A 21,126-nucleotide genomic window follows, 5' to 3' on the forward strand; every position below is an offset into this window, starting at 1 on the left:
GGGCGGGCCGATGACCGCTGGCGGAGTCGCCGGACTCGTCGACTGGGTTCGGCAGCGGCTGCCGCGGCTGATCGACGACATCTGTGCGGTGGCGTGCGAGCGGATCGGCCTCTACCGGGACGAGACGATCGTGCCGCGCACGGACCTCCAGCGCTCGATCGCGGTCAACGTGCGGTTCCTGGTCGACGCGCTCAGCGGCGTCGAAGACCCGGACCAGGGCGCACCGCAGGAGACCGGCAGCAGGCGCGCGCACCAGGGCGCGCCCCTGCCGGAGGTGCTGCAGGTGTACCGGATCGCCTGCGCGATGCTGTGGGACCTGCTGGCCGCCCGCGCCCGCGCAACCGGCGGCACCGGCGAGCTGATCGACGCGGCCAGCCTGCTCTGGCAGGTCACCGACGAGCACGCGATCCGCGTGACCGAGGCCTACCGGACGGCCAGCGCGGAAATCCTCGTCGCCCAGCAGCAACGCCGTTCAGCGCTGGCCGAGGCCCTGCTCACCGGTCAGCGCATCTCCGAAGCCGGGCCGTGGGAAGCCGGACGGCTGCTCGGGCTTCCGCCGGACGGGAAACTCGCCGTCGTCGCGGCCGAGACCCGCGGGCTGGCCGAGGAAAGCCTGGTCGGCATCGAAGGACGGCTCGGGCAGCTCGGCCTCGTCTCGGCGTGGCAGCTCACGCCCGCCCTGCAGGCCGGCGTGGTCTCGCTCCGGGACGAGCAATACAGCGCGGTGCTGACCGCGCTCGACGAAGCGGCGTCGACCCGTACCGGGGTCAGTCCGACGTACACGTTGCTGGCCGACACTCCGCGCGCGCTGCACCTGGCGCGGACCGCGATGGCCAGTGCCCCGCCGGAACGCGCGGGAGTCCGCGCGTTCGATCCCAGTCCGCTGGCCGCGCTCGTCGCCGACGACCCCGACGAAGGCCGGAGGCTCGGCGACCAGGTCTTCGGTCCGGTCCTGGATTTGCCCGCCGACGAACGCGATGTGCTCCTGGAGACGCTCGAGGCGTACTTGTCCGGCGGCGGCTCCTCCGAACGCGCCGGACAGACCTTGCATTGCCACTCCAACACCGTCCGCTACCGGCTGCGCCGCATCCGGGAGCTCACCAACCGGTCGCTGACCGACCCGCGGGATCTGGCCGAACTCGTCACCGCGATGCAAGCGCTGCGCATCGGCCCTCCCGAAACCCGACCCGTACTTTCGCACTCTCAAAGGGATCGACCATGACCGAAGCTCCCCAGATCACGGTGAAAACTCTCGGCACCCCGACCGGCGGGCTCTTCGACAACCCGTGGCCGCCCGGCTTCCCGGCCGCTGGGCAGCGCGTCGCGATCTTCGCCTACGAAGTGACGCGGGTCGACGGCGCCGACGAGGGCGACATCCGCACCTATCACGTCGGTCCGGTCGAAACCGCCGCGCAAGGCCCGATCGGGTCGAGCCGCGACGAGCCGCAAGGCATCACCGTCGCCTGGCGCGGCTGCGGCACCGGAACGGTCACCTCGGTGTCGGCTCCGCTGGGCCGCGAACGCACCTGCGAGGTCAGCCCGGACGAGGCGGGTCTTCTGTGACTACTCCGCAAGCGGTCCTCTCTCCGCTGACTGAAAGCGCGGTTTTCCTGACGCTGACGATGAATCCCGGGGGAGAGGCCGCGGTCCGCGACCTGCTGCCCGACCTCTCCGGAATGGTCCGCTCGGTGGCGTTCCCGCTGCCGGACGAACGCCTCGCCTGCGTAGCCGGGTTCGGCTCGCAAGCCTGGGACCGGCTGTTCACCGGCCCGCGGCCGGCCGGGCTGCACCCCTTCCGGGAACTGACCGGCTCGCGGCATCACGCGCCCGCCACGCCGGGGGACGTGTTCCTGCACATCCGGGCGACCCGGCACTACTCGTGCTTCGAACTGGCCCGGCGGGTGGTGAACCGGCTCGGCGACGCGGTTTCGGTGTACGACGCCACCACCGGCTTCCGGTACTTCGACCGCCGGGATCTGCTCGGCTATGTCGACGGCACGGAGAACCCCGCCGGGGCCGCCGCCGCGCGCGCCGCGCTGATCAGCGACGGCCCGTTCGAGGGAGGATCGTTCCTGATCGTGCAGAAATACCTCCACGACCTGGCGAAGTGGACGGCGATGCCGGTGGAGGAACGCGACCGGTCCGTCGGCAGGCACTTGGCCGACGACGTCGAAATCCCGGATGCGCGGAAAGCGCCGGACTCGCATGTCGCGCGCACCACCATCGAGGACCCGGACGGCACCGAACACAAGATCCTGCGCGACAACATGCCGTTCGGCTCCATCGCCCGCGGCGAGTACGGCACCTACTTCTGCGGCTACGCGGCCGATCCGGCGGTGACCGAGAAAATGCTGCAGCGGATGTTCGTCGCCGACCCGCCGGACCTCCTCCTCGACGTGTCCACCGCGGTCACCGGAAGCCTGTTCTTCGTGCCCACGGCCGATTTTCTCGACGATCCGCCGCTTCGGCAGGACTGAGCCGATGGCGGACTGGCACGCCGGAGCGCTGGTGCTCTTCGGGGTCACCGGGGACCTCGCGGCGAAAATGACCCTTCCCGCGCTGTACCGGCTGGAACAACGCGGGGAACTGCGCTGTCCCGTGATCGGCACCGCCAGCACGCGGCTGTCCCGGGCCGAGTTCACCGAACTCGCGCGCCGCTCCGTCGAGAAAGCCGTCGACGACTTCGACACCGCCGTATTCGCCCGGCTGGCCCGGCGGTTGGGCTATCTCAGCGGAGGCGCGACCGATCCCGAGCTGTACCAGGCACTCGCCGAGCGCCTGGCTGCCACCGGGAGGCCCCTCTACTACCTGGCGCTGCCGCCCTCGCTGTTCGCCACCGTCGTCGAGCGCTTGGCCGCCGCAGGCCTGCTGGCCGACGCCCGTGTGGCGCTGGAGAAACCCTTCGGCGCCGATCTCGCCTCAGCGCGGGAACTGCGCCGGCGCCTGGACGAGGTCCTCGACGAACAGCAACTGCTCCTGGTCGACCACTTCCTCGGCAAGGAACCAGTCACCGAGATCGAATACCTGCGGTTCGCGAACCACGCGCTCGCCGGACTGTGGGACCGCGACAGCGTGGCCGCGATCCAGATCACGATGGCCGAGAAACGGGACGTGGCCGGGCGCGGGCGGTTCTACGACCAGGTCGGGGCACTGCGCGACGTGGTGCAAAACCATCTGCTGCAACTGCTGGCACTGGTGGCGATGGACGCGCCGGTCGGGGCGAGCGTGGCGGATCTGCGCGCGAAGAAACTCGAAGTCTTCCGGGCGATCCCGTCCGTGGAACCGGGAGACTGCGTGCGTGGGCAGTACGAGGGCTACCAGGGCGTGCACGGGGTGACCCCCGGATCGGACACCGAAACCTACGTCGCGCTCAAACTGGCGATCGACAACTGGCGCTGGGCTGGGGTGCCGATCTTCGTGCGGGCGGGGAAATGCCTGCCCGCCACTGCCACCGAGGTCCGGCTGATCTTCAAACGCACACCACAGCTTCGGTTCTTGCCCGATGCCGCTCGGGTCGAGGCCAACCAGCTGGTGCTGCGGATCTCGCCGGACCCGGCGTTCCGGCTTCGATTGTCTGGATTGGACAGTGCGGGGCAATGGCGTCCGGTGCGCCTGGACACGACCTTCGAACGGGACCTGGGCACCCCGCGCTCGCCCTACGAACGTCTGCTGGCCGACGCGCTCGCGGGCGACGACCGGCTGTTCGCCTGGCTGGACGCGGTGGAGGAGAGCTGGCGAATTCTGCGGCCAGCACTGGCCTACCCGCCTCCGGCGCGGCGGTACGCGCCTGGCACGTGGGGACCTTCCGCCGCTGACGACCTGGTCGCTGGAAACCCAGCCTGGCAACCGCCCTGGCTTCCCGTCGCCTGAGACATCCTTGGAGGTGCGGATGTCCGTGCTCGAAGAAACCGACCTCGGCCAGAAACGCAGCCGGGAACATGCGCCGAGGAGGTCGAACAAGGCCGGAACTCGCGAGAGTTCGACGTGCTCGTCGGCCTCTCGCTGAGCGCCGCAACCACAGATCGTTGTCGTTTCCTGGTGGTGGCGGCGTCGGAATTCGCTGCTCTCAGCCTGAAAAACGGGCTGGGGCGGTGAATGCCGGGCCCGTTCGGGGGTTTCCGGCAGTCCGGAATCGGCCGCGAGGGGATTCGGTCAGCGGTGCTGGAGTTGACAGCGCCCAAGTGTGTGCTGATGCGGGCGCGCCTGAACGTCCAGAGCCGGAGCGTCGGTTGTGCGCGCGGAATCGACCGTTCTCGAATCCTCGAGGCGCACTCGCGGTATAAGCGTTTACGAGCAGTTCCGCGCCGAGGGCGACGGTCCACTGTGGATCGACTGGGCTCAGGACGCGCTGGAACGGTCCCGCAACACGCGCAGCACCACTGCCACGGCGACGATTATCGCGGCCGGCAAGGCGATCTTCTTAAGCAGCACCGGAAGAACTACCGCGCCGACGTCCACCGCTTCCGGGGACTCTTCCGAAGGGACCGGGTCGGGCGAGTTCAGCGTTTCCTCGAGCCGGGAGGTGAACTGCTGCAGGATCCGGTCGCCGACCTCGGCCAGGATTCCGCGGCCGAACTGGGCCGGGCGGCCGGTGAGGTCGAGTTCGGTGTGCACCCGGACCCGGGTCCCGGCCGGATCGTCGGTCAGCGTGGCGGACACGGTGGCCGCGGCGGTGCCGCCGCCTCGGCTTTCGCGGCCGGTGAGATCGAGCAGCATGGTCCGGGCGGCCTCGTCGCGGGTGACCGTGCCCGCGCCCTGGTAGCTCATCTGCACTGCTCCGACCTTGACCTTGACCCGTCCGGAGAACGAGGTTCCGTCGACCTGGTCGAGGACGGCGCCGGGCAGGCACGGCGCCACCCGTTCGAGGTCGAGGAACAGCCGCCAAGCCTCGTCGGGGACGGCGGAGACGGTGAAAGTGTGGTCGAGTTCCATGGTGGTCTTCCTGGTCTTGGGGGGGGTCAGGCGGACCGCAGCAGGTCGCGGATCCGGCTCGGGGACAGCGGGCCGCGGCGGATCACCACGCCGTGCGGGCGCAGGGCGTCTTCGACCGCGTTCGCGAGCACGGCCTGCGGTGCGATCGCGCCGCCTTCGCCCAGGCCCTTCACCCCGAGGTCGTTCATCGGACTGGGGGAGTGGAGTTCGTCGAGGTCCAGGTCGGGAATCTCGGACGACGTCGGAACCAGGTAGTCGAGGTAGGTCGCGGTGCGGGGCTGGCCGTCCGGTCCGTAGATCATCTCTTCGTACAGGGCGCCGCCGATGCCTTGGGCGACGCCGCCGGTCAGCTGGCCCTCGGCGATCGCCGGGTTGACGATGGCGCCCGCGTCGTGGACGACGACGTACTTCCGGATCTCCACCTCGCCGGTCCGTTCGTCCACCTCGACCAGGACCGCGTGCGCGCCGCTCGCGACGGCGAAGCCCGGCGGGCGGAAGTGGACGGTCTCGGACAGTTCGGCGGGACCGTCTCCGAGCAGCGGTGCCCCGGCGGCCAGTTCCGCGAGAGTCAGCGACGGGCCGGCGGGAGTGCCTCGCACGGTGAACACCCCGTCGGCCAGGTCGAGGTCGGCCACGGCCACCTCGAGCCGCTGGGCCGCGGCGGCCAATGCCTTGTCCCGCACGAGCTTTCCGGCTCGATGGGTGGCGTTGCCGGCATTCACGAGCGCCCGGCTGGCGATGGTGCCGACCCCGAACGGCGTCGCCGCCGTGTCGCCGCCGACGACGTCGATCAGGCCGGGCGGCACGCCGAGCGCGTCCGCGGCGATCTGGGCCATCGACGTGCGATGGCCCTGGCCCTGCGACGGCGTGCCGATCGCCGGCTTGACCCGTCCGGCGGGCGTGACCTCGATCCGTGCGGTTTCAAACGGCCCGAGCCCGGTGGCCTCGATGTACATCGCGAACCCGACGCCGACGCGTTTCCCGCCGGCCGCGCCGCGCTGGCGTGCCCGGACGGCGGGCAGATCGATCTTCGCGACAGCGCGCCGCAGCAGTTCGGGAAAATCGCCGGAGTCGTAGATCTGTGGTGCGCCGGACCGGTCGACCAGCCCGGTCCGGTACGGCATTTCGCCGGGCTGCACGAGGTTTCGCGCGCGGAGTTCAGCGGGTTCGAGGCCGAGCGCGACGGCGAGCCGGTCCATCGCGCGTTCCATCGCGAACACCGCCTCCGGCCGCCCCGCACCCCGGTAGGGGGTCGAGAACGTCGTGTTCGTCAGCACGCCGGCGACGTCGAGGTCGACGGCGGGCACCCGGTACGGGCCGAGCAGGTGGCACAGCGAGTTGTACGGCACGACCAGGCCGGTCATGTTGTAAGCGCCGAAGTTGACGGTGATCTTGTCGCGCACGGCCAGCAGTCGCCCGTCCGCGTCGGCGGCGAGTTCGATGCGGTGGATCTGCTCGCGGGCGTGCGACGACGCGGTCAGGTTCTCGTTGCGGTCCTCGCGCCAGCGGACCGCCCGGCCGAGCCGCCGTGCGGCATGCGGGACGATCAGCTCTTCGACGTATAAGATTCCCTTCTGCCCGAAGCCGCCGCCGACGTCCACGGCGAGAACGCGCACGTCTTGCGGGTCCAGTCCGAGCGTCCGTGCGATCGAATCGCGCAGCCGGTGCGGCGTCTGCGTGCCCGACCAGACGGTCAGTTCGCCCCGGTACGGATCGACGTGTGCGGCGACGGCGCGGGTTTCGATCGGCGACGCGACGTACCGGTGGGCATGGAACTCCTCGCGGATCACGGTGTGCGCGTCGCGGAACGCGGCGCCGGGATCGCCGACGCGGGTCGTGGCCGCGACCGCGACGTTGTCCGGGAGTTCGTCGTGAATCCTTGGCGCGTCCGGTTTTCGGGCCTCGTCCGGGTCGACCACGACGGGCAGCGGCTCGTACCGCACGGCGATCAGTTCGAGCGCGTCCTCGGCGAGGTATCGGTTCTCGGCGAACACGACGGCCACCGGCTGGCCGACGTACGCGACTTTTTCGGCGGCGAGCAACGGCATCGGCGTCATCCGCACGAGCGGGTCGACCAGGTCGGCCAGGCCGGGCGGCGTGCGCAGTTCTTCCCGGTTGAGCAACGGCGCGAGGCCGGCCAGATCGTCGCCGGTCCAGACCGCTGCGACGCCGGGCGCGGACAGCGCTGCCGACACGTCGACGGAAACGATCCGCGCGTGTGCTTCGGGGCTGCGCAGGAACGCCGCCTCCAGCGCGTTCGGCAGTTCGAGGTCGTCGACGTAGCGGCCTTGTCCGCGCAGCAGCCGATCGTCCTCGACGCGGGGCAGCGAACGGCCGATCCAGTTCGCCATCGCGGGGACTCCTCTCCGAACCGCGCGTCGAGGGCTTCCGTGACCGCGCGCCGGATGTTGCGGTAGCCGGTGCAACGGCACAGATGCCCGCTGAGCGCGTCGGCGACCTCCTTTGCGGACGGACGGGTGCCGGCCTCGGTCAACGCGGTCGTGGTCATGAGGAAACCCGGTGTGCAGTAGCCGCACTGCATTCCATGGCGTTCGTGGAAGGCCTGCTGGACCGGGGCGAGCGGGCCGTCGTCGGACGCGAGACTTTCGACGGTGCGGATGTCCGCGCCTTCGCATTGCACGGCGAAAGTGAGGCAGGAGCGCACAGGCGCACCGTCGACGAGGACGGTGCACGAGCCGCAGACGCCGTGTTCGCATCCGGCGTGGGTGCCCGTCAGGCGCAGCCGGTCGCGGAGGAAGTCCGACAGCAGGAGCCGTGATTCCACTTGCGCCGCAATGGGTTTTCCGTTGACCGTCAGTGTGACGGAGTGCCAGGCCGAAGGCTCGGCCAGAGGTGGAGTGTTCATCGGGTGCGCTCCCAGGCGGTCGTGACGGCGCGGGTCAGGAGATGGGCGGCGGCTTCGCGGCGATAGTCGGCGCTCGCGTGGACATCGCCGGGTGGATTCAGGTGCTCGCGCACGGCTGCCGCGGCGTCGGCGAGCGTGCCGGCATCGAGCCGGGCACCGGTCAGGACGGTTTCGGCGGGCGGGAAGCGCACCGGGGTGGCTCCGGCTCCGCAGAAGACGATCCGGACTGCCGAGGCGATGTCCGCGGTCCGGTCGAGCACGACGCACACGCCGACGGTGGCGAAATCCCCGTGCCGCCGTGTGAGCTCCTCGAACGCCCAGCCCCGTCCGGGCGACTGCGCGGGAAAGACGACCTCGGTGAGCAGTTCGTCGTCGGCGAGGGCGGTCTCGAAGGTGGCGACGAAGAACTCGGCCGCGGGCACCGTGCGGGTCCCGGCCGGTCCGGCGAGGACGAACCGGGCGTCGAGCGCGGTCGCGGCGGCCGGCAGTTCGGCGGCCGGGTCGTGGTGGGCCAGGCTGCCGCACACCGTGCCGCGATGGCGGATCTGCGGGTGTCCGATGTGGTCGATCGCGGCCGCGAGCAACGGCCAGCCGGTGCGCAGCTCCGGGTCGGCAGCGGCGGTCGCCTGCCGGACCGCGGCACCGATCCGCAGCTCGCCGCCGGGTCCGACGCGGTGCTCGCCGAGGCCGGGAATCCGGGTGATGTCGACCAGCAGTTCGGGGCGGGCCAGCCGCATCGACAGCATCGGGACCAGGGATTGGCCGCCGGCCAGCACCTTGGCCTCGCGGACGTCGCCGGAGATCAGGGCAATGGCCTCCGCGACGGTGTCCGGGGCGACGTAGTCGAAGGGGCTCGGTTTCACGCTGACCCTCTCATCCCTAAGTGATTGAGTCCTAAGATAGTTACACCGAAGGTTCCGCTTGGCAAGGGTCCGTCTGCTGTGGCGGGCGAGCAAGATTCGTTGCTTTGCTCGGGAAATGCCGGTCTACCGGCATGGTTGGCTCAGCGGTATGGCCGTACTCAGTTTGAACGGATGTTCAGAGTTAGGATGACCGGCATGAGCACCGAGGAGGTCCTGCCGCCCGCCGGGCGCGGCCGGGCCCAGGATCCCGCGGGAAACCGGCGTGCCGTCCTGGACGCCGCCCGCCGATTGTTCGCCGCGCGCGGGTACGAGGCCGCCACCTTGCGCGAGATCGCGGTCGAAGCAGGCGTGACGGCGGGGTCGGTGCTCGCGTACTTCGGGTCGAAGGACGGGCTGTTCCGTGCGGTCGTCGGCGGCGGCACGGGGATCGCCGTCGACATCGTCGGCGCAGCCGCGGACGGTCCGGCGCACCTGCCCCGCGCGCTGGCCGAGGCTTATCTGCAACGGTGGGACCACACGCCGGCGGAGCACCCGTGGGTCGCGCTGATCCGCTCGGCAGTCACGCACGCGCCCAGCGCCGAACGGCTGCGCGCCATCCTCGACGACCAGGTCACCGTGCCCTTGGCGGCCTTGCTTACGGGGGTGCCCGATGCGCGCGAGCGGATCGCGGTCGTGCGCAGCGTGCTGTTCGGGGTGGTGATGGAGCGGTATCTGTTCGCGCACGAACCCGCGCGCTCGGTGCCGAGCGAGGTGTTCGCTCCGTACTTCGCCGAGGCGCTGTCGGCGGCGCTGGACCGCGCGCACGCCCCGGCAGCGGACGCCGTCGACCACATCCTGGCGGAGTGGCGGAGCGAATCGCCCGGTCTGGACGTGTCCGCGTCGGCGGTTTTCGGGCGGCTGCACCGGTGTTCGGTCCTCTACCGCGCGTCGGTGAGCCGGATCGTCGAGGAGCACGGGATCAACCTCGCGGCGTTCGACGTGCTGACCGGCCTGCGCCGCGCGGGCGCCCCGTACCGCCGCACCGTCGGCGAGATCGCCGAATCGGCGCTGGTCAGCCCGAGCGGAGTGACCCAGCGCGCCGACCGGCTGGAACGGGCGGGCCTGATCGTGCGCGAACGGATCGACCAGGACCGCCGGATCGTCCACCTCCGGCTGACCGAAAGCGGCCTCGACCTCGTCGACCGCGTGGCGAACGCGCATTTCCCCCGGGAGAACGAACTCCTGGGCGAGATGGAGCCGGGCGAGCGGGCGGCATTGGCCAGGCTGCTGGGAACGCTGGAGAAATCCTTGTCCGCGGCCGGTGCGGAGTAACGGCGGGGCCGCGGGGGATCAACGCGGCCGGGCTTCGCGGTCCTGGTTTCCACCGGTGGCGAAGCAGACCTGTCGCTCGGAGAGATCTGCCTGGCGACGGTCGACGACCCGGAGGTCACTTCCTACGCGCAGCACACTCGACATCGACGCAATGTACGCGCAACCCGAACTGAAACAGGAACCATGGCAATCAGCTACGGTCTCGGCCTGTCGACAGACCTCTCAGCCGAACAATTCGCCCGCGAGACGACCCTTATCGGGCAACGACTGGGGCTTTACCCGCCCGACCTCGAACTCGAGCAGCTGGCCGGTGGCGGAGCGACGACCACACGCAACTCATGGAGCCGCATCCGGCCCACCCCTCCCGAACCATGGCAGCCTGAGATCACGGAGCTGGGAATCACCACCCGGGTCCGTATGGTAATCCGGCTGGACACAGACGACCAGCTACTCGAACAGGAAGACGATTTCATCGCACTGGTCGGGCAAATCCTGGCCAGCCTTCCCGGCGACGCGCTCATGAGCGGCCTCGACGTCCTCTGGCTCGTCCGAAAGAACGGCGTCATCGACGTCAACCAAGCCGACGACTTCTGGACCCCTGAACGTCTCGCCCTGCTCCCTCAGCCCTGCAATCGACGACCTATACCCTCGAATGACTGACAATGACGGAGTGCTCTCGCGACGTCGTTCAGGCAGGTCGACGGGCGCAAGTTTCGGACGGACTCAGTGCGGCTCGGGGGCTTCCGCGACCCATAAACTCAGGGTGGGCGTGTCCGTACGGCGCCGCGAGGGCGGTGAATAGTCCGAGTGTGCGTTAGCCTGCCACGAGCGGCGCGCAGGAGTCAGTGAAGTTTCGTCGGTGGGTGGTCGATACCGTTTTGCTGCGCCCGCTTGTAAGCCTTCTGATCATCAGGCTGGCCCGCGTTCTTGGCGTCGACGGCACCCTGCTCGTCACTGCTGAGCTTCGCGCCGGACTGCCCGCCGGGCCGCAGAGACCGGAGGGATCGGTGAAGGTCAGCGGGTTCTCCGACGCGTAGCCGCAGGCAGCTCCGGTCGCATCGACAAGCGGATCGACTGTGAGGTACGGGCGCGTGCGGGTCATTTGATGCCAGTACAGATCTCATGACGCGTCGATTGATACCGTCAGTGCATGGCTTTCACGCTGGAACAGCTGCGTGGGTTTGTCGCGGTCGCGGACGAGCTGCACTTCGGTCGCGCGGCGGCCAGGCTGAAGATGACCCAGCCGCCGTTGAGCAGGCAGGTTCAGAAGCTGGAGCGGGCAGTGGGCGCGCAGTTGCTGGTCCGGGACAACCGCCGCGTGGAGTTGACCGCGGCTGGCGAAGTGTTTCTGCTCGAAGCTCGCAGGCTGCTCTCGCTCGCCGACGCCGCGCCTGATCTGGCCCGCCGGGTGTCTTCGGGATCGACCGGAATGGTGCGCATCGGCTTCACCGCGGCATCGACCTACGGCACGCTCGGCATGCTGCTGAACCGGCTCAGCGCGGAACTGCCCGAAGTTGACCTCGGCCTCTACGAGATGGTCACCGGGGAGCAGGTCTCCGCTCTGCGCAACGAAGAGATCGATCTCGGTCTCGCGCGCCCGCCGTTCGACCACAAGACGTTCAGTTCGCACTTGTTGCACCGCGAGGAAATGCTGGTCGCTGCACCCGCCGGAGACCGGCTGCTCGAGCTCGGCCGCGACGTGAACGCTGACGACGTGAGCGACGAGCCGGTGATCATGCATTCTCCCGTCGAAGCCAGGTACTTCCACGACCTGGTGGTCGGCATCGTGCCGCTCGCGCGCCAGAACACGGTGCACGCGGTCAGCCAGGTGCTGACCATGCTCTGGCTGGTCGCGGCGGGGCGCGGGATCGCCTTCGTGCCCGCCTCGGCGGCGCGGCTGTCCGTTCCCGGCGTGGGTTTCGTCCGGCTGGCGACCGCGGTGCCGCAGCCCGCCGAACTGCATCTGCTGTGGCGACGGGACTCCCCGAACCCGGCACTGTGGCGTGCGCTGGAGGTGTTGAGGGGATTCGCCCCGCTCCCGTGACCGGTTGTGCGGTCTTCAAAGGCAGCAGCGAACGAGGCTCAGCGATACCTTACAGGTATTGCATGATGCGAAACGGCACTTGGACAAGCATCGATCTCGACGCTTACGGTGCCTGTGAACGCACACCGTGCATAGCTACTGGAAGCCAAGAGGACGACCACTGTGACGCCTATGCCGCCCGATGTCGCCGTCGAGGAACGGACCATGGAGCCGCTTGCGCCGCCGGTGACGTATCAGGACACCGAACCGCGCTGCTCGACCCGCACGGCGCGTACCCGGCCTGTCGACGGGTGACCAGTTCGGCGACAGGCTGTCCGCCCCTCGAGGCCGGAGCCGCGTTCAACCGCCCGGAGGCGGCCGCCGCATGCGAATGTGCTTTCGAGCGCGCAGGCTCCGCAGCTACGACGACACAACCATGCCCTGGATCCGGCCCCAGTGGCGCGGTACAAACCCGATCGATCGTGCTTGGCCCGCTGGCCCTTAGCTGAGGAGTGCTCATGTCCCCGTCCGCTGTGCTCGACCGGATCTCCTCGGTCAAGCTGTCCTCGGTGACTCTTCCGCTGCCGACCGGGATCAGCGATGCTAAAGTTCTGACCGGCAGGCAACGTCCGATGACCGAAGTGGTCTTCCTCTTCGCGGAGATCACCGCCGAGTCCGGTGCCGAGGGAGTCGGCTTCAGCTATTCGAAGCGGGCGGGTGGGCCCGCTCAGTTCGCGCACGCGCGTGAGGTCGCGCCCGACTTGATCGGCGAAGACCCCAGCGATATCGGCAGGTTGTGGACCAAACTGACTTGGTCGGGAGCCTCCGTCGGCCGCAGCGGCGCCGCCACGCAGGCGCTGGCGGCAATCGACGTCGCGCTCTGGGACATGAAGGCCAAGCGTGCCGGACTGCCGCTGGCAAAACTGCTGGGCGCGCACCGCGATTCGGTGCGCTGCTACAACACCTCGGGCGGGTTTCTGCACGAGCCGGTCGAGCAGATCAAGGACAACGCCACGCGCACGCTCGAATCCGGCGTCGGCGGCATCAAGATCAAGGTCGGCCAGCCGGACCTGGCCGAGGACCTGCGTCGCGTGGCCGCGATCCGCGAGCATCTCGGCGACGCGGTCCCGCTGATGGTGGACGCGAACCAGCAATGGGACCGGCCGACCGCGATGCGGGCCGGCCGCGCACTGGAAGAGTTCGGCCTGATCTGGATCGAGGAACCGCTGGACGCCTACGACGCCGAAGGGCATGCCGAACTGGCGCGGTCGCTGACCACCGCGGTGGCCACCGGCGAAATGCTGACCAGCGTCGCCGAGCATTACGAGTTGATCCGCCACGCTGCCGCCGACATCCTCCAGCCGGACGCGCCGCGTATCGGCGGCATCACGCAGTTCCTCCGGCTGGCAACGCTGGCCGAGCACCGGAATCTGCAACTGGCCCCGCATTTCGCCATGGAGATCCACGTGCACCTGGCCGCGGCCTACCCGCACGAGCCGTGGGTCGAGCATTTCGACTGGCTGTACCCGTTGTTCAACGAGCGGCTGGAAATCAGCGAGGGCCGGATGCATCTGTCGGAGCGGCCGGGCCTCGGTATCACCCTGAGCGAGCAGGCCCGCGCTTGGACCACCGACACCGTTACGATCGGTAATGCTCGGTAAAGAGTGCGCGACAACTGTCGTCGGTAGTGCGGTACCGGTGGTGCGGCCCGAAGGCGGCACAGTTGACGGCAAGCACATTGTTGGCCTAGCGGCCGGGCGGCGCGAAAAAACGAACTTCTTTGTGCGCGGATTCGTATGTTCGCGGCGTTAGAAGAATCGTGTTCGATTGGTTCCGCTGTGGGTTGTCCGTCGAGGTTGAGCGACATTTTTGAGCTTGTTGGCGGCGGAGCGACGCCTGGCTGTGCCTGCGTCGTTCGTTCGATGCCGTGTGTACCGGTGGGACGCTCTGGCCAACTTGGAGCGTCGTGGTCGACGGCCCGCGCCGGGTTGCTCGCGAGACGCGGCGGCCCGTTCTGTCCCTTGGTAAGGCTTCCGGCCAACGGGAATAGTCTCGAAGCGTTGCGGACGCTGATGCGGGGCGGAGTCACAGCGCTTGCTCCGTATTTCCGGGCCATCTGCGGCGTGGACCAGCCGTTGAGCTGCATGGCCACTCCGGCGGCAGGTCTTCCGGTCGGGCTGACCGTCCAAGGAGGACGGTTCGACGACCGCAGGGCCCTGCGCCTCGCCGAACGGATGGCGGAGACGTTGTCGAACACCGAGCCGGTGGACTGGGTTCCAGCCTAGAGCCGCACAGCCGCGGAGTGGAAATCTCGGCGCACCGTTTCGATCCCGGTCGTCGCGCGGGTGGGGTGGACACGGTTGGTGAGGAGGACATAGTACCGGCCCCGGCCGGGTTCGAACCACACGCTGGTTCCGGTGAATCCCGTGTGCCCGTACGAATCCGGTGCCAGCTCGGTGCCCACCGGGGAGCCGGGCACGTCCAGGCACTGCCAGGCGAGGCCGCGGCGCAGGTTCAGCCCGGGGGTCTGACAAGCGATCATCTCGGCGTGCGTCTCAGGTTTGAGCAGGGGAGCGGCGCCCGCGGCGAGAAGCTGTGCCCAGCGCTCCATATCCGACAGCGTGGAGAACAGGCCGGCGTGGCCGCAAATTCCGCCTAGCACCACGGCGTTCTCGTCGTGCACCTCGCCGCGGACGACGTGTCCGCGCCAGGGGCAGTCCTCGGTGGCGACGGCGTCCGCGACCGGTCCGAAGCCGGTCGAGGCGAGGCCGGCGGGCGTGCTGACCAGGTTGGCGACGAGCTGGTCCAGGGGGACGCCTCCGGCGGCTTCGGCGACCAAGCCGAGGAGGATGAAGCCCTGCGACGAGTACTCCACCTGTCCGTCAGTGCGACGCGGCCCGACACGGATCGCTTCGAGCAGGTCGGTACGGGTGGAATGGGTGCGCCACAACGGAGTTCCGCCTGGCAGCCCGGACGTGTGCGTCAGCAGCTGCCGGACCGTGATTTCGGCCGAGTACGACGGCAGGTACCGGGAAACCGGGTCGTCGAAGGACAACGAGCCCCGGTCGGCGAGTGCGCCGACGACCATCCCGACGACTGGTTTCGTCACCGAAGCCAGATCCCATCGGCTGTTCGCCGCGACCGCGGGGCCGTCCCGCCACAGCGTGCCGAGCATGCCCCGGTCGAGCACGCCGTCCGCGGTGCCGACCGACCACGCGGCGGCGGAATAGACGCGATTCTCCCGGCCGCGCGCCAGGATTTCGGCCAGCTCAGTCGTCATCCGGCACCGACCGGACCGGCGCACTGCTCAGCGCCGCCGAAATCCGGTTCGCCGCCTCGGCGACCAGCGGACCGAGTGTCGGGAAACTGTCGGGCGGCAAGGTGAACGTCAATCCGGCCACGCTGACCGCACCCGCCACCTGTCCGTCCGCGGCCAGCACGGGAGCGGCGACACAACGGACGTGCTGCTCGTGCTGCTCGTCGTCCACGACGTACCCGAGAGTGTCCACAGTGGTCAGGGACGCCCGGATTTCCGCCGGATCCGTGACGGTCTTCGGCGTGCGGGCGCGCAGCCGCGCGGCGTCGAGCACGGCAGCGACTTCTGGCGGCGACAGCCGGGAAAGGATCGCGCGGCCGACTCCGGTGCAGTAGAGCGGGACCTCGCCGCCGGGACGGGTGTTGAGCCGGTACGCCTGGTCCGGTTCGAGCTTGTCCACGTAGACCGCGCGGTCCGCGTGCCGCACCGCGTAGTGCACGGTGTGCCCGGTCCGCCGCCGCAGGTCGGCGAGGATCGGCCGGATCGCCGGACGTGCGGCGAGCACCGCCGCCGACATCCCCAGCAGCCGGGGTCCGACGGTGTAGCGGCCGCCGCCGAGCCCGACCGCGAACCCGGCCTCGGAGAATGTCTGCAGCATCCGGTGCGTGGTCGGTTTCGGCAGGTCGCAGGCCTCGGCGAGGTCGGCGAGCCGGTGCGGGCCGCCCGGTCGCGACAGCGCGGAGAGGACCTCGAGGGCCTTGTCGACGGCACCGCGGGGCTCGGTCCGTCCGGTGCCGGGCGGACCGTTGACAGCGTTCTTCACGCCGCCTACCTTAGCGCAATCGCGTTCCATCTGACGGAATGAGATGTCATCCCACGGAAAGGAAGACCCCGTGGCCCCACCTCCTCGCCTGTCCCGCCGCACGGCGCTCCGGCTGGCCGGGCTCACGCTGCCCGCGCTTGCCCTGCCCGCCGCGCTCGCCGCGTGCGCCACCGCGACCGGCAGTCCCGGCCGCGTGCTGCGCGTCGCCCAGACCGCCGACCCGAAGACGCTGGACCCGCAGAAACAGGGCGACCTGACCTCGATGAACGTCCTGATCAACCTGTTCGACACGCTCACCACGCGCGGACCGGACAACCAGCTCGCCCCGGGCCTCGCGCTGTCCTGGTCCTCGCTCGACCGGCTGACCTGGCGGTTCCGGCTGCGGCCCGGCGTGCGCTTCCACAACGGCGAGCCCTGCGACGCGCACGCGGTCGCGTTCAGCGTGCAACGGCTGCTGGACCCGGCGACGAAATCGCCGATCGTCGAGCTGCGCTATGTCAAGAAGGCGACGGTCGTCGACGACCTGACCGTCGACCTGCACCTCAGCGAACCGGACCCGATCCTGCCGGCGAAAGTGTCGCTGTTCGGCGGGGTTGTCGTGCCGCCGAACTACCTCCGGCAGGTCGGCAGCGCCGGCTTCGCGAAGCATCCGGTCGGTACCGGGCCGTTCGCCTTCGTCGAGTTCCAGCGCGACCACCAGACGCGGATGCGCGCGAATTCCGAGTACTGGGGCGGGAAACCGACGTTCGACGAGCTGGTGTTCCTGCCGATGCCGGACCCGTCGTCGGCGCTGGCGTCGCTGCAGAGCGACCAGGTCGACATCGTCGCGAACCTGACCCCGGACGCCGCCCTGCAGATCCAGGGGTACCGCGGCGTCGAGATCCGGCACTACCCGGGCATCCGCACGTCCTACCTGTCGCTCGACACCACCGCCGGCCCGCTGCGCGACGTGCGCGTGCGCCGGGCGCTCAACCACGCCGTCGACGTGCCGCTGCTGATCAGCGCGGTGCTCGACGGCAAGGCCCGCGAGGTGCCGACGATGTTCCCGCGCGAAGCGTTCGGCTTCGACCCGTCGATCCGGCCGTACGCCCGCGACGTCGGCCTCGCGAAACGGCTCCTCGCCGAGGCCGGCTACCCGAACGGCTTCGACACCACGCTCACCGCACAGACCGCGGACGCCAACACGGCCGAGGCGATCTCCGGCCTGCTCGCCCGCGCCGGAGTGCGCGCTCGGGTGGAACTGGTCGACGCCGGCACCTACAGCAGCCGCCTGACCTCGAACAACCGCGGGGCGCTCGGCCCGATCTACCTCGCCGCGAGCACCGGCTGGACGCTCGACGCGGAAAGCCTTGTGCAGTCCAACGTCCGCCACGACCGCAGGCAAAGCCGCTGGCGCAACTCCGAAGCCGACCGGCTCGTGGACGCCGAGGAGCAGTCGCTCGTGCCCGCCGAACGGCAGCGGGCGTTCACCGACCTCCAGCATCTTCTGAACCAGGAGGCGCCGTTCGTGTTCCTCTACCAGATCGACACCGTCTACGCGGTCAACACGCGACCGCGGTGGCAGCCGGGCGTCGTCGGCCTGCTCGCCATGGCTCGGGCGCAGGTGGCCTCGTGACCGCCTCGGCCGTCCCCGTCTCCCGCCCGGCCGCGGCCGGGACCGGGGTGCTGCGCGCGGTCGCGACCAAGGTGGCGACCGCCGTCGTCGTGCTGTTTTTCGTGGCCACCGCGGCGTTTTTCCTCGTCCGGCTCTCCGGCGATCCGGTGAAGCTGATCCTCCCGCCGGACGCGACCGCGCACCAGGAGGCGGCCCTGCGGGCGAGCCTCGGCCTGGACCGGCCGCTGCTCGCGCAGTACCTCGACTACCTCGGCGGGCTGCCGCGTCTGAGGCTGGGCACGTCGCTCGTCTACGACCAGCCGGTCTCGGAGGTCCTGTTCTCGCGCGTGCCGGCAACGCTCGAACTCGCCGGGGCCGCGCTGCTGGTCGCGCTGGCGATCGCCGTTCCGGCGGGCACCTACGCGGCGACGAGGCGGGGCCGCGCGGGCGATTCCGGCGTGATGACCGGTGTCCTCATCGGACAGTCGACGCCCGCGTTCTGGGTCGGCATCCTGCTGATCCTGGTGTTCGCCGTGCAGTGGCAGGTGTTGCCCGCGTCCGGGTACGGCGGGCTGGAGCACCTGATCCTGCCCGCGGTCACGCTCGCGGTGTACTCGGTCGCGGTGATCGCCCGGCTGCTGCGGTCGTCGCTGATCGACGTGCTCGGTTCGGACTTCATCCGCACCGCCCGGGCGAAAGGCATGGGCACCGCCGGAGTCGTCCTCTCGCACGGCCTGCGCAACGCCGCGCTGCCGGTGGTCACCGTGGTCGGGCTCGAAGTCGGCACTCTGCTCGGCGGCGCGATCCTCACCGAGCAGGTGTTCTCCTGGCCGGGGCTCGGCCGGTTGACCGTCGAGGCGATCCAGAACCGCGATTTCCCGCTCGTGCAAGCGGCCGTGCTGTTCTTCGCGGCCACGTTCGTCGTCGTGAACCTGCTTGTCGACCTGTCCTACACGCTGCTCGATCCGAGGGTACGGGTGACCACATGACCGCCGTGACCGTTGCCGTCCCGACCGCCCGGCCCAGCGTCGTGCGCGCGGTGCTGCGCAGCAAGCTGGGCGTCGTCGCGATCACCGTCCTGGCGCTGATGGTGCTGGTCGCAGTGTTCGCGCCGCTGATCGCCCCGTACGACCCGGGCGCGCAAGACCTTCTGGTGCGGCTCCACCCGCCGGCATGGGCGCACGGCGGCACCTCCGCCCACCTGCTCGGCACCGATCAGCTCGGCCGCGACATCCTGTCCCGGCTCTTCTACGGAGCCCGCGTTTCGCTGCTCGTGGGCGTGTGCGCGGCGCTGCTGGCCGGGCTCGTCGGCGCGGCGATCGGGCTGGTCGCCGGGTATCTCGGCGGCTGGTTCGACCGGATCCTCATGCGGATCGCCGACATCCAGCTCGCGTTCCCGTCGATCCTGCTCGCGCTCGCCGTCGTCGGCTTCCTCGGCTCCGGGCTGTGGTACGTCGTGCTCGTGCTCGGGTTCACCGGCTGGGTGTCCTACGCCCGGGTCATCCGGTCCGAGGTGCTTTCCTTGCGCACCAGGGAGTTCGTCACCGAGGCGCGGGCGATCGGCGTGCGCGGCGGGACCATCATGCGCCGGCACCTGCTGCCGAACGTGCTGGCTCCGCTCGCCACGATCGGCACGCTGCACGTCGCGGCGGCGATCGTGGCCGAGGCGTCGCTGAGCTACCTCGGCCTCGGCGTGCCGAAGCAGACCGTGACCTGGGGCGGGATGCTCAGCGACGGGCAGTTGTACCTCGGCACGTCGTGGTGGGTCGCGGTGTTCCCGGGGCTGGCGCTGATGCTCACCGCGCTGTCTGTCAACCTGACCGGCGACGTCCTGCGCGACGTCGCGGACCCGAAGGCGTACCGCTCATGAGCGCTCTGCTGGAGATCGACGACCTGCGGATCGAATTCCGCCTCGCGACCGGGACCGTGCTGGCCGCCGACGGCGTGAGTTTCGCAGTGGACGCCGGGGAAACCCTCGCGGTGGTGGGGGAATCGGGAAGCGGCAAGACCGCGACGGCGCTGTCGGTGCTGCGGCTCAACCCGGAACCGCCGTGCGTGTACGCCGGGGGAGAGGTGCGCCTCGACGGACGCGACGTGCTTCGCCTGCCGGAGAAGGAACTCCGGCGGATCCGCGGCAACGACGTCGCGATGGTGTTCCAGGACCCGATGACCAGCCTGAACCCGGTCAAGTGCGTCGGCGCGCAGGTGGCCGAGGTGCTGCGCCGGCATCAGGGCGCGACGCGGGCGCAGGCGCGCGCGGCGGCGGTGGAAGCGTTGCGGGAGGCCGGGATTCCCGATCCCGAGCGACGAGCCGGTCAGTACCCGCACCAGCTGTCCGGCGGGCTCCGTCAGCGCGTGATGATCGCGATGGCGCTCGTCGGACGGCCGCGGGTGCTGATCGCGGACGAACCGACGACGGCGCTGGACGTGACCGTCCAGGCGCGGATTCTCGATCTCCTGGTTGACCTGCAGCGCCAGCACGGCATGGCGATCGTGCTCATCACGCACGATCTCGGCGTCGTCGCCGAGGTCGCCGACCGGGTCGTGGTGCTGCGGTCGGGACAGGTGGTGGAAACCGGCGACGTGGTCCCGGTTTTCGGGCAGCCGCAGGAGGACTACACGCGCGAGCTGCTGCGTGCGACCCCGAAACTGGAGCGGGTATGACGAATCTCGTGGAGATGCGCGGGCTGCGCAAGCAGTATGGCGCGCTGGCCGCGGTGGACGATGTCGACCTCGACGTGCACGCCGGGGAAACCCTTGCCGTGGTAGGGGAATCAGGCTCCGGGAAGACGACGCTGACCCGGTTGCTGCTGCGGTTGGAAGAACCGAGCGCCGGTTCGGTGCGCTTCGCCGGCGCGGACCTGTGCGCGATGTCCGCCGTGCAGCTGCGGAAGGTGCGGCGGGAGATGCAGGTCGTGCTGCAGGATCCCTACTCCAGCATGAATCCGCGGTGGCGGATCACCGACGTGGTGGCCGAACCGCTGGTGACGCACGAGCGCGGGATGCGCGGCCGGCGCGGCCGGGCGAAGCTGCGGGAACGCGTCGGCGAACTGCTCGCCGAGGTCGGGCTTTCCCCGCGGATGCAGGACCGCCACCCGCACGAGTTCTCCGGCGGGCAGCGCCAGCGGATCTCGGTCGCGCGGGCGCTGGCGGTGCGGCCGCGGCTGGTGGTGCTGGACGAGCCGACGAGCGCGCTAGACGTCTCGGTGCAGGCGCAGGTTCTCGAGCTGCTCGCGGACCTGCAGAGCCGGTTCGGGCTGACTTATCTGTTCGTGTCGCACAACCTGGCCGTGGTGCAGCAGATCGCGGACCGGGTGGCGGTGATGTGCGCCGGGCAGGTGGTGGAGCTGGCCCCGGCGGACCGGCTGTTCCGCACGCCGGAGCACGAGTACACGCGGACCCTGCTGGACGCGGTGCCGAACCCGGACCCGCGAGCCCGCCGGCGGGTGGCCTCGTGA

Annotated in this window: 20 protein-coding genes and 1 pseudogene; 15 read left to right on the top strand and 6 right to left on the bottom strand. The window is 69.9% G+C overall.

The annotated features are described in order from the left end of the window. Positions 1–10 precede the first annotated feature (10 nt). From H5411_RS06205 to H5411_RS06220, 4 genes are read left to right on the top strand one after another with little or no spacing between them, the layout of a single operon-like run. Positions 11–1,222, top strand: a complete 1,212-nt coding sequence (locus tag H5411_RS06205; RefSeq protein ID WP_183123220.1) for a PucR family transcriptional regulator — start codon at positions 11–13, stop codon at positions 1,220–1,222. Further along, positions 1,219–1,563 (top strand): hypothetical protein, encoded by a 345-nt coding sequence (locus H5411_RS06210; protein WP_183123221.1) that lies wholly within the window; start codon positions 1,219–1,221, stop codon positions 1,561–1,563. The genes H5411_RS06205 and H5411_RS06210 overlap by 4 nt, the downstream gene beginning before the upstream one ends. After that, entirely contained in the window at positions 1,560–2,477 is a 918-nt protein-coding gene (locus H5411_RS06215) for a Dyp-type peroxidase (protein WP_183123222.1), read from the top strand. The genes H5411_RS06210 and H5411_RS06215 overlap by 4 nt, the downstream gene beginning before the upstream one ends. A gap of 4 nt (positions 2,478–2,481) precedes the next feature. After that, positions 2,482–3,870 carry a glucose-6-phosphate dehydrogenase gene (locus tag H5411_RS06220; protein ID WP_183123223.1) on the top strand — a complete coding sequence of 463 codons (1,389 nt, stop codon included), beginning with the start codon at positions 2,482–2,484 and terminating at the stop codon, positions 3,868–3,870. A gap of 468 nt (positions 3,871–4,338) precedes the next feature. Here H5411_RS06220 and H5411_RS06225 read toward each other — a convergent pair whose 3' ends face one another. The 4 genes and pseudogenes from H5411_RS06225 to H5411_RS06240 form a co-directional block, all read right to left on the bottom strand. Continuing rightward, positions 4,339–4,932 (bottom strand): SRPBCC family protein, encoded by a 594-nt coding sequence (locus H5411_RS06225; RefSeq protein ID WP_183123224.1) that lies wholly within the window; start codon positions 4,930–4,932, stop codon positions 4,339–4,341. Positions 4,933–4,958: 26 nt separating this feature from the next. Then, entirely contained in the window at positions 4,959–7,283 is a 2,325-nt protein-coding gene (locus H5411_RS06230) for a xanthine dehydrogenase family protein molybdopterin-binding subunit (RefSeq protein ID WP_183123225.1), read from the bottom strand. 101 nt (positions 7,284–7,384) lie between these two features. Continuing rightward, positions 7,385–7,798 (bottom strand): annotated as a pseudogene (locus H5411_RS06235) ((2Fe-2S)-binding protein); the annotation flags it as partial. Further along, the gene (locus H5411_RS06240) at positions 7,795–8,661 is read right to left on the bottom strand and encodes an FAD binding domain-containing protein (RefSeq protein ID WP_183123226.1); all 867 of its coding nucleotides are present in this window, start codon (positions 8,659–8,661) and stop codon (positions 7,795–7,797) included. The gene H5411_RS06240 and the pseudogene H5411_RS06235, both read right to left, overlap by 4 nt. 195 nt (positions 8,662–8,856) lie before the next feature. On the opposite strand from H5411_RS06240, the gene H5411_RS06245 reads away from it, so the two are divergent. From H5411_RS06245 to H5411_RS06270, 6 genes are all read left to right on the top strand, one after another. Next, a complete protein-coding gene (locus tag H5411_RS06245; protein WP_183123227.1) occupies positions 8,857–9,972 on the top strand; it encodes a TetR/AcrR family transcriptional regulator in 1,116 nt (371 codons plus the stop codon). A gap of 183 nt (positions 9,973–10,155) precedes the next feature. After that, a complete protein-coding gene (locus H5411_RS06250) occupies positions 10,156–10,632 on the top strand; it encodes a SitI3 family protein (protein WP_183123228.1) in 477 nt (158 codons plus the stop codon). 203 nt (positions 10,633–10,835) lie between these two features. Then, positions 10,836–11,009, top strand: a complete 174-nt coding sequence (locus tag H5411_RS06255) for a hypothetical protein (RefSeq protein ID WP_183123229.1) — start codon at positions 10,836–10,838, stop codon at positions 11,007–11,009. Between the two features lie 113 nt (positions 11,010–11,122). Next, positions 11,123–12,016, top strand: a complete 894-nt coding sequence (locus H5411_RS48355; protein WP_183123230.1) for a LysR family transcriptional regulator — start codon at positions 11,123–11,125, stop codon at positions 12,014–12,016. A gap of 497 nt (positions 12,017–12,513) precedes the next feature. Then, positions 12,514–13,656 carry an L-talarate/galactarate dehydratase gene (locus H5411_RS06265; protein WP_183123231.1) on the top strand — a complete coding sequence of 381 codons (1,143 nt, stop codon included), beginning with the start codon at positions 12,514–12,516 and terminating at the stop codon, positions 13,654–13,656. Between the two features lie 399 nt (positions 13,657–14,055). Then, positions 14,056–14,280 (top strand): hypothetical protein, encoded by a 225-nt coding sequence (locus H5411_RS06270; protein ID WP_183123232.1) that lies wholly within the window; start codon positions 14,056–14,058, stop codon positions 14,278–14,280. On the opposite strand, the gene H5411_RS06275 is transcribed toward H5411_RS06270, so the two are convergent. Both H5411_RS06275 and H5411_RS06280 read right to left on the bottom strand, forming a co-directional pair. Next, positions 14,277–15,275, bottom strand: coding sequence for a serine hydrolase domain-containing protein (locus H5411_RS06275; RefSeq protein ID WP_183123233.1), 999 nt, complete (start codon positions 15,273–15,275; stop codon positions 14,277–14,279). The two genes, H5411_RS06270 and H5411_RS06275, sit on opposite strands and share 4 nt — an antisense overlap. Beyond that, the gene (locus tag H5411_RS06280) at positions 15,265–16,074 is read right to left on the bottom strand and encodes an IclR family transcriptional regulator (protein WP_183123234.1); all 810 of its coding nucleotides are present in this window, start codon (positions 16,072–16,074) and stop codon (positions 15,265–15,267) included. The genes H5411_RS06275 and H5411_RS06280 overlap by 11 nt, the downstream gene beginning before the upstream one ends. A 70-nt stretch (positions 16,075–16,144) precedes the next feature. On the opposite strand from H5411_RS06280, the gene H5411_RS06285 reads away from it, so the two are divergent. From H5411_RS06285 to H5411_RS06305, 5 genes are read left to right on the top strand one after another with little or no spacing between them, the layout of a single operon-like run. Then, positions 16,145–17,689, top strand: coding sequence for an ABC transporter substrate-binding protein (locus H5411_RS06285; protein WP_312877783.1), 1,545 nt, complete (start codon positions 16,145–16,147; stop codon positions 17,687–17,689). After that, a complete protein-coding gene (locus H5411_RS06290; RefSeq protein WP_183123236.1) occupies positions 17,686–18,657 on the top strand; it encodes an ABC transporter permease in 972 nt (323 codons plus the stop codon). The genes H5411_RS06285 and H5411_RS06290 overlap by 4 nt, the downstream gene beginning before the upstream one ends. Then, entirely contained in the window at positions 18,654–19,538 is an 885-nt protein-coding gene (locus tag H5411_RS06295; RefSeq protein WP_183123237.1) for an ABC transporter permease, read from the top strand. The genes H5411_RS06290 and H5411_RS06295 overlap by 4 nt, the downstream gene beginning before the upstream one ends. Then, positions 19,535–20,332 (top strand): ATP-binding cassette domain-containing protein, encoded by a 798-nt coding sequence (locus H5411_RS06300; RefSeq protein WP_183123238.1) that lies wholly within the window; start codon positions 19,535–19,537, stop codon positions 20,330–20,332. The genes H5411_RS06295 and H5411_RS06300 overlap by 4 nt, the downstream gene beginning before the upstream one ends. After that, positions 20,329–21,126 carry an ATP-binding cassette domain-containing protein gene (locus tag H5411_RS06305; RefSeq protein WP_183123239.1) on the top strand — a complete coding sequence of 266 codons (798 nt, stop codon included), beginning with the start codon at positions 20,329–20,331 and terminating at the stop codon, positions 21,124–21,126. Before H5411_RS06300 ends, H5411_RS06305 begins: the two co-directional genes overlap by 4 nt.

The organism is Amycolatopsis echigonensis, from assembly GCF_014174495.1.
In the GTDB taxonomy this organism is placed as follows: domain Bacteria; phylum Actinomycetota; class Actinomycetes; order Mycobacteriales; family Pseudonocardiaceae; genus Amycolatopsis; species Amycolatopsis echigonensis.

Excerpts from the sequence above, each read along its gene's own strand:
- H5411_RS06225 (WP_183123224.1), bottom strand. The coding sequence starts at position 4,932 with ATGGAACTCGACCACACTTTCACCGTCTCCGCCGTCCCCGACGAGGCT.
- H5411_RS06265 (WP_183123231.1), top strand. The coding sequence starts at position 12,514 with ATGTCCCCGTCCGCTGTGCTCGACCGGATCTCCTCGGTCAAGCTGTCC.
- H5411_RS06295 (WP_183123237.1), top strand. The coding sequence starts at position 18,654 with ATGACCGCCGTGACCGTTGCCGTCCCGACCGCCCGGCCCAGCGTCGTG.
- H5411_RS06300 (WP_183123238.1), top strand. The coding sequence starts at position 19,535 with ATGAGCGCTCTGCTGGAGATCGACGACCTGCGGATCGAATTCCGCCTC.
- H5411_RS06245 (WP_183123227.1), top strand. The coding sequence starts at position 8,857 with ATGAGCACCGAGGAGGTCCTGCCGCCCGCCGGGCGCGGCCGGGCCCAG.
- H5411_RS06210 (WP_183123221.1), top strand. The coding sequence starts at position 1,219 with ATGACCGAAGCTCCCCAGATCACGGTGAAAACTCTCGGCACCCCGACC.
- H5411_RS48355 (WP_183123230.1), top strand. The coding sequence starts at position 11,123 with ATGGCTTTCACGCTGGAACAGCTGCGTGGGTTTGTCGCGGTCGCGGAC.
- H5411_RS06205 (WP_183123220.1), top strand. The coding sequence starts at position 11 with ATGACCGCTGGCGGAGTCGCCGGACTCGTCGACTGGGTTCGGCAGCGG.
- H5411_RS06250 (WP_183123228.1), top strand. The coding sequence starts at position 10,156 with ATGGCAATCAGCTACGGTCTCGGCCTGTCGACAGACCTCTCAGCCGAA.
- H5411_RS06220 (WP_183123223.1), top strand. The coding sequence starts at position 2,482 with ATGGCGGACTGGCACGCCGGAGCGCTGGTGCTCTTCGGGGTCACCGGG.
- H5411_RS06305 (WP_183123239.1), top strand. The coding sequence starts at position 20,329 with ATGACGAATCTCGTGGAGATGCGCGGGCTGCGCAAGCAGTATGGCGCG.
- H5411_RS06275 (WP_183123233.1), bottom strand. The coding sequence starts at position 15,275 with ATGACGACTGAGCTGGCCGAAATCCTGGCGCGCGGCCGGGAGAATCGC.
- H5411_RS06230 (WP_183123225.1), bottom strand. The coding sequence starts at position 7,283 with ATGGCGAACTGGATCGGCCGTTCGCTGCCCCGCGTCGAGGACGATCGG.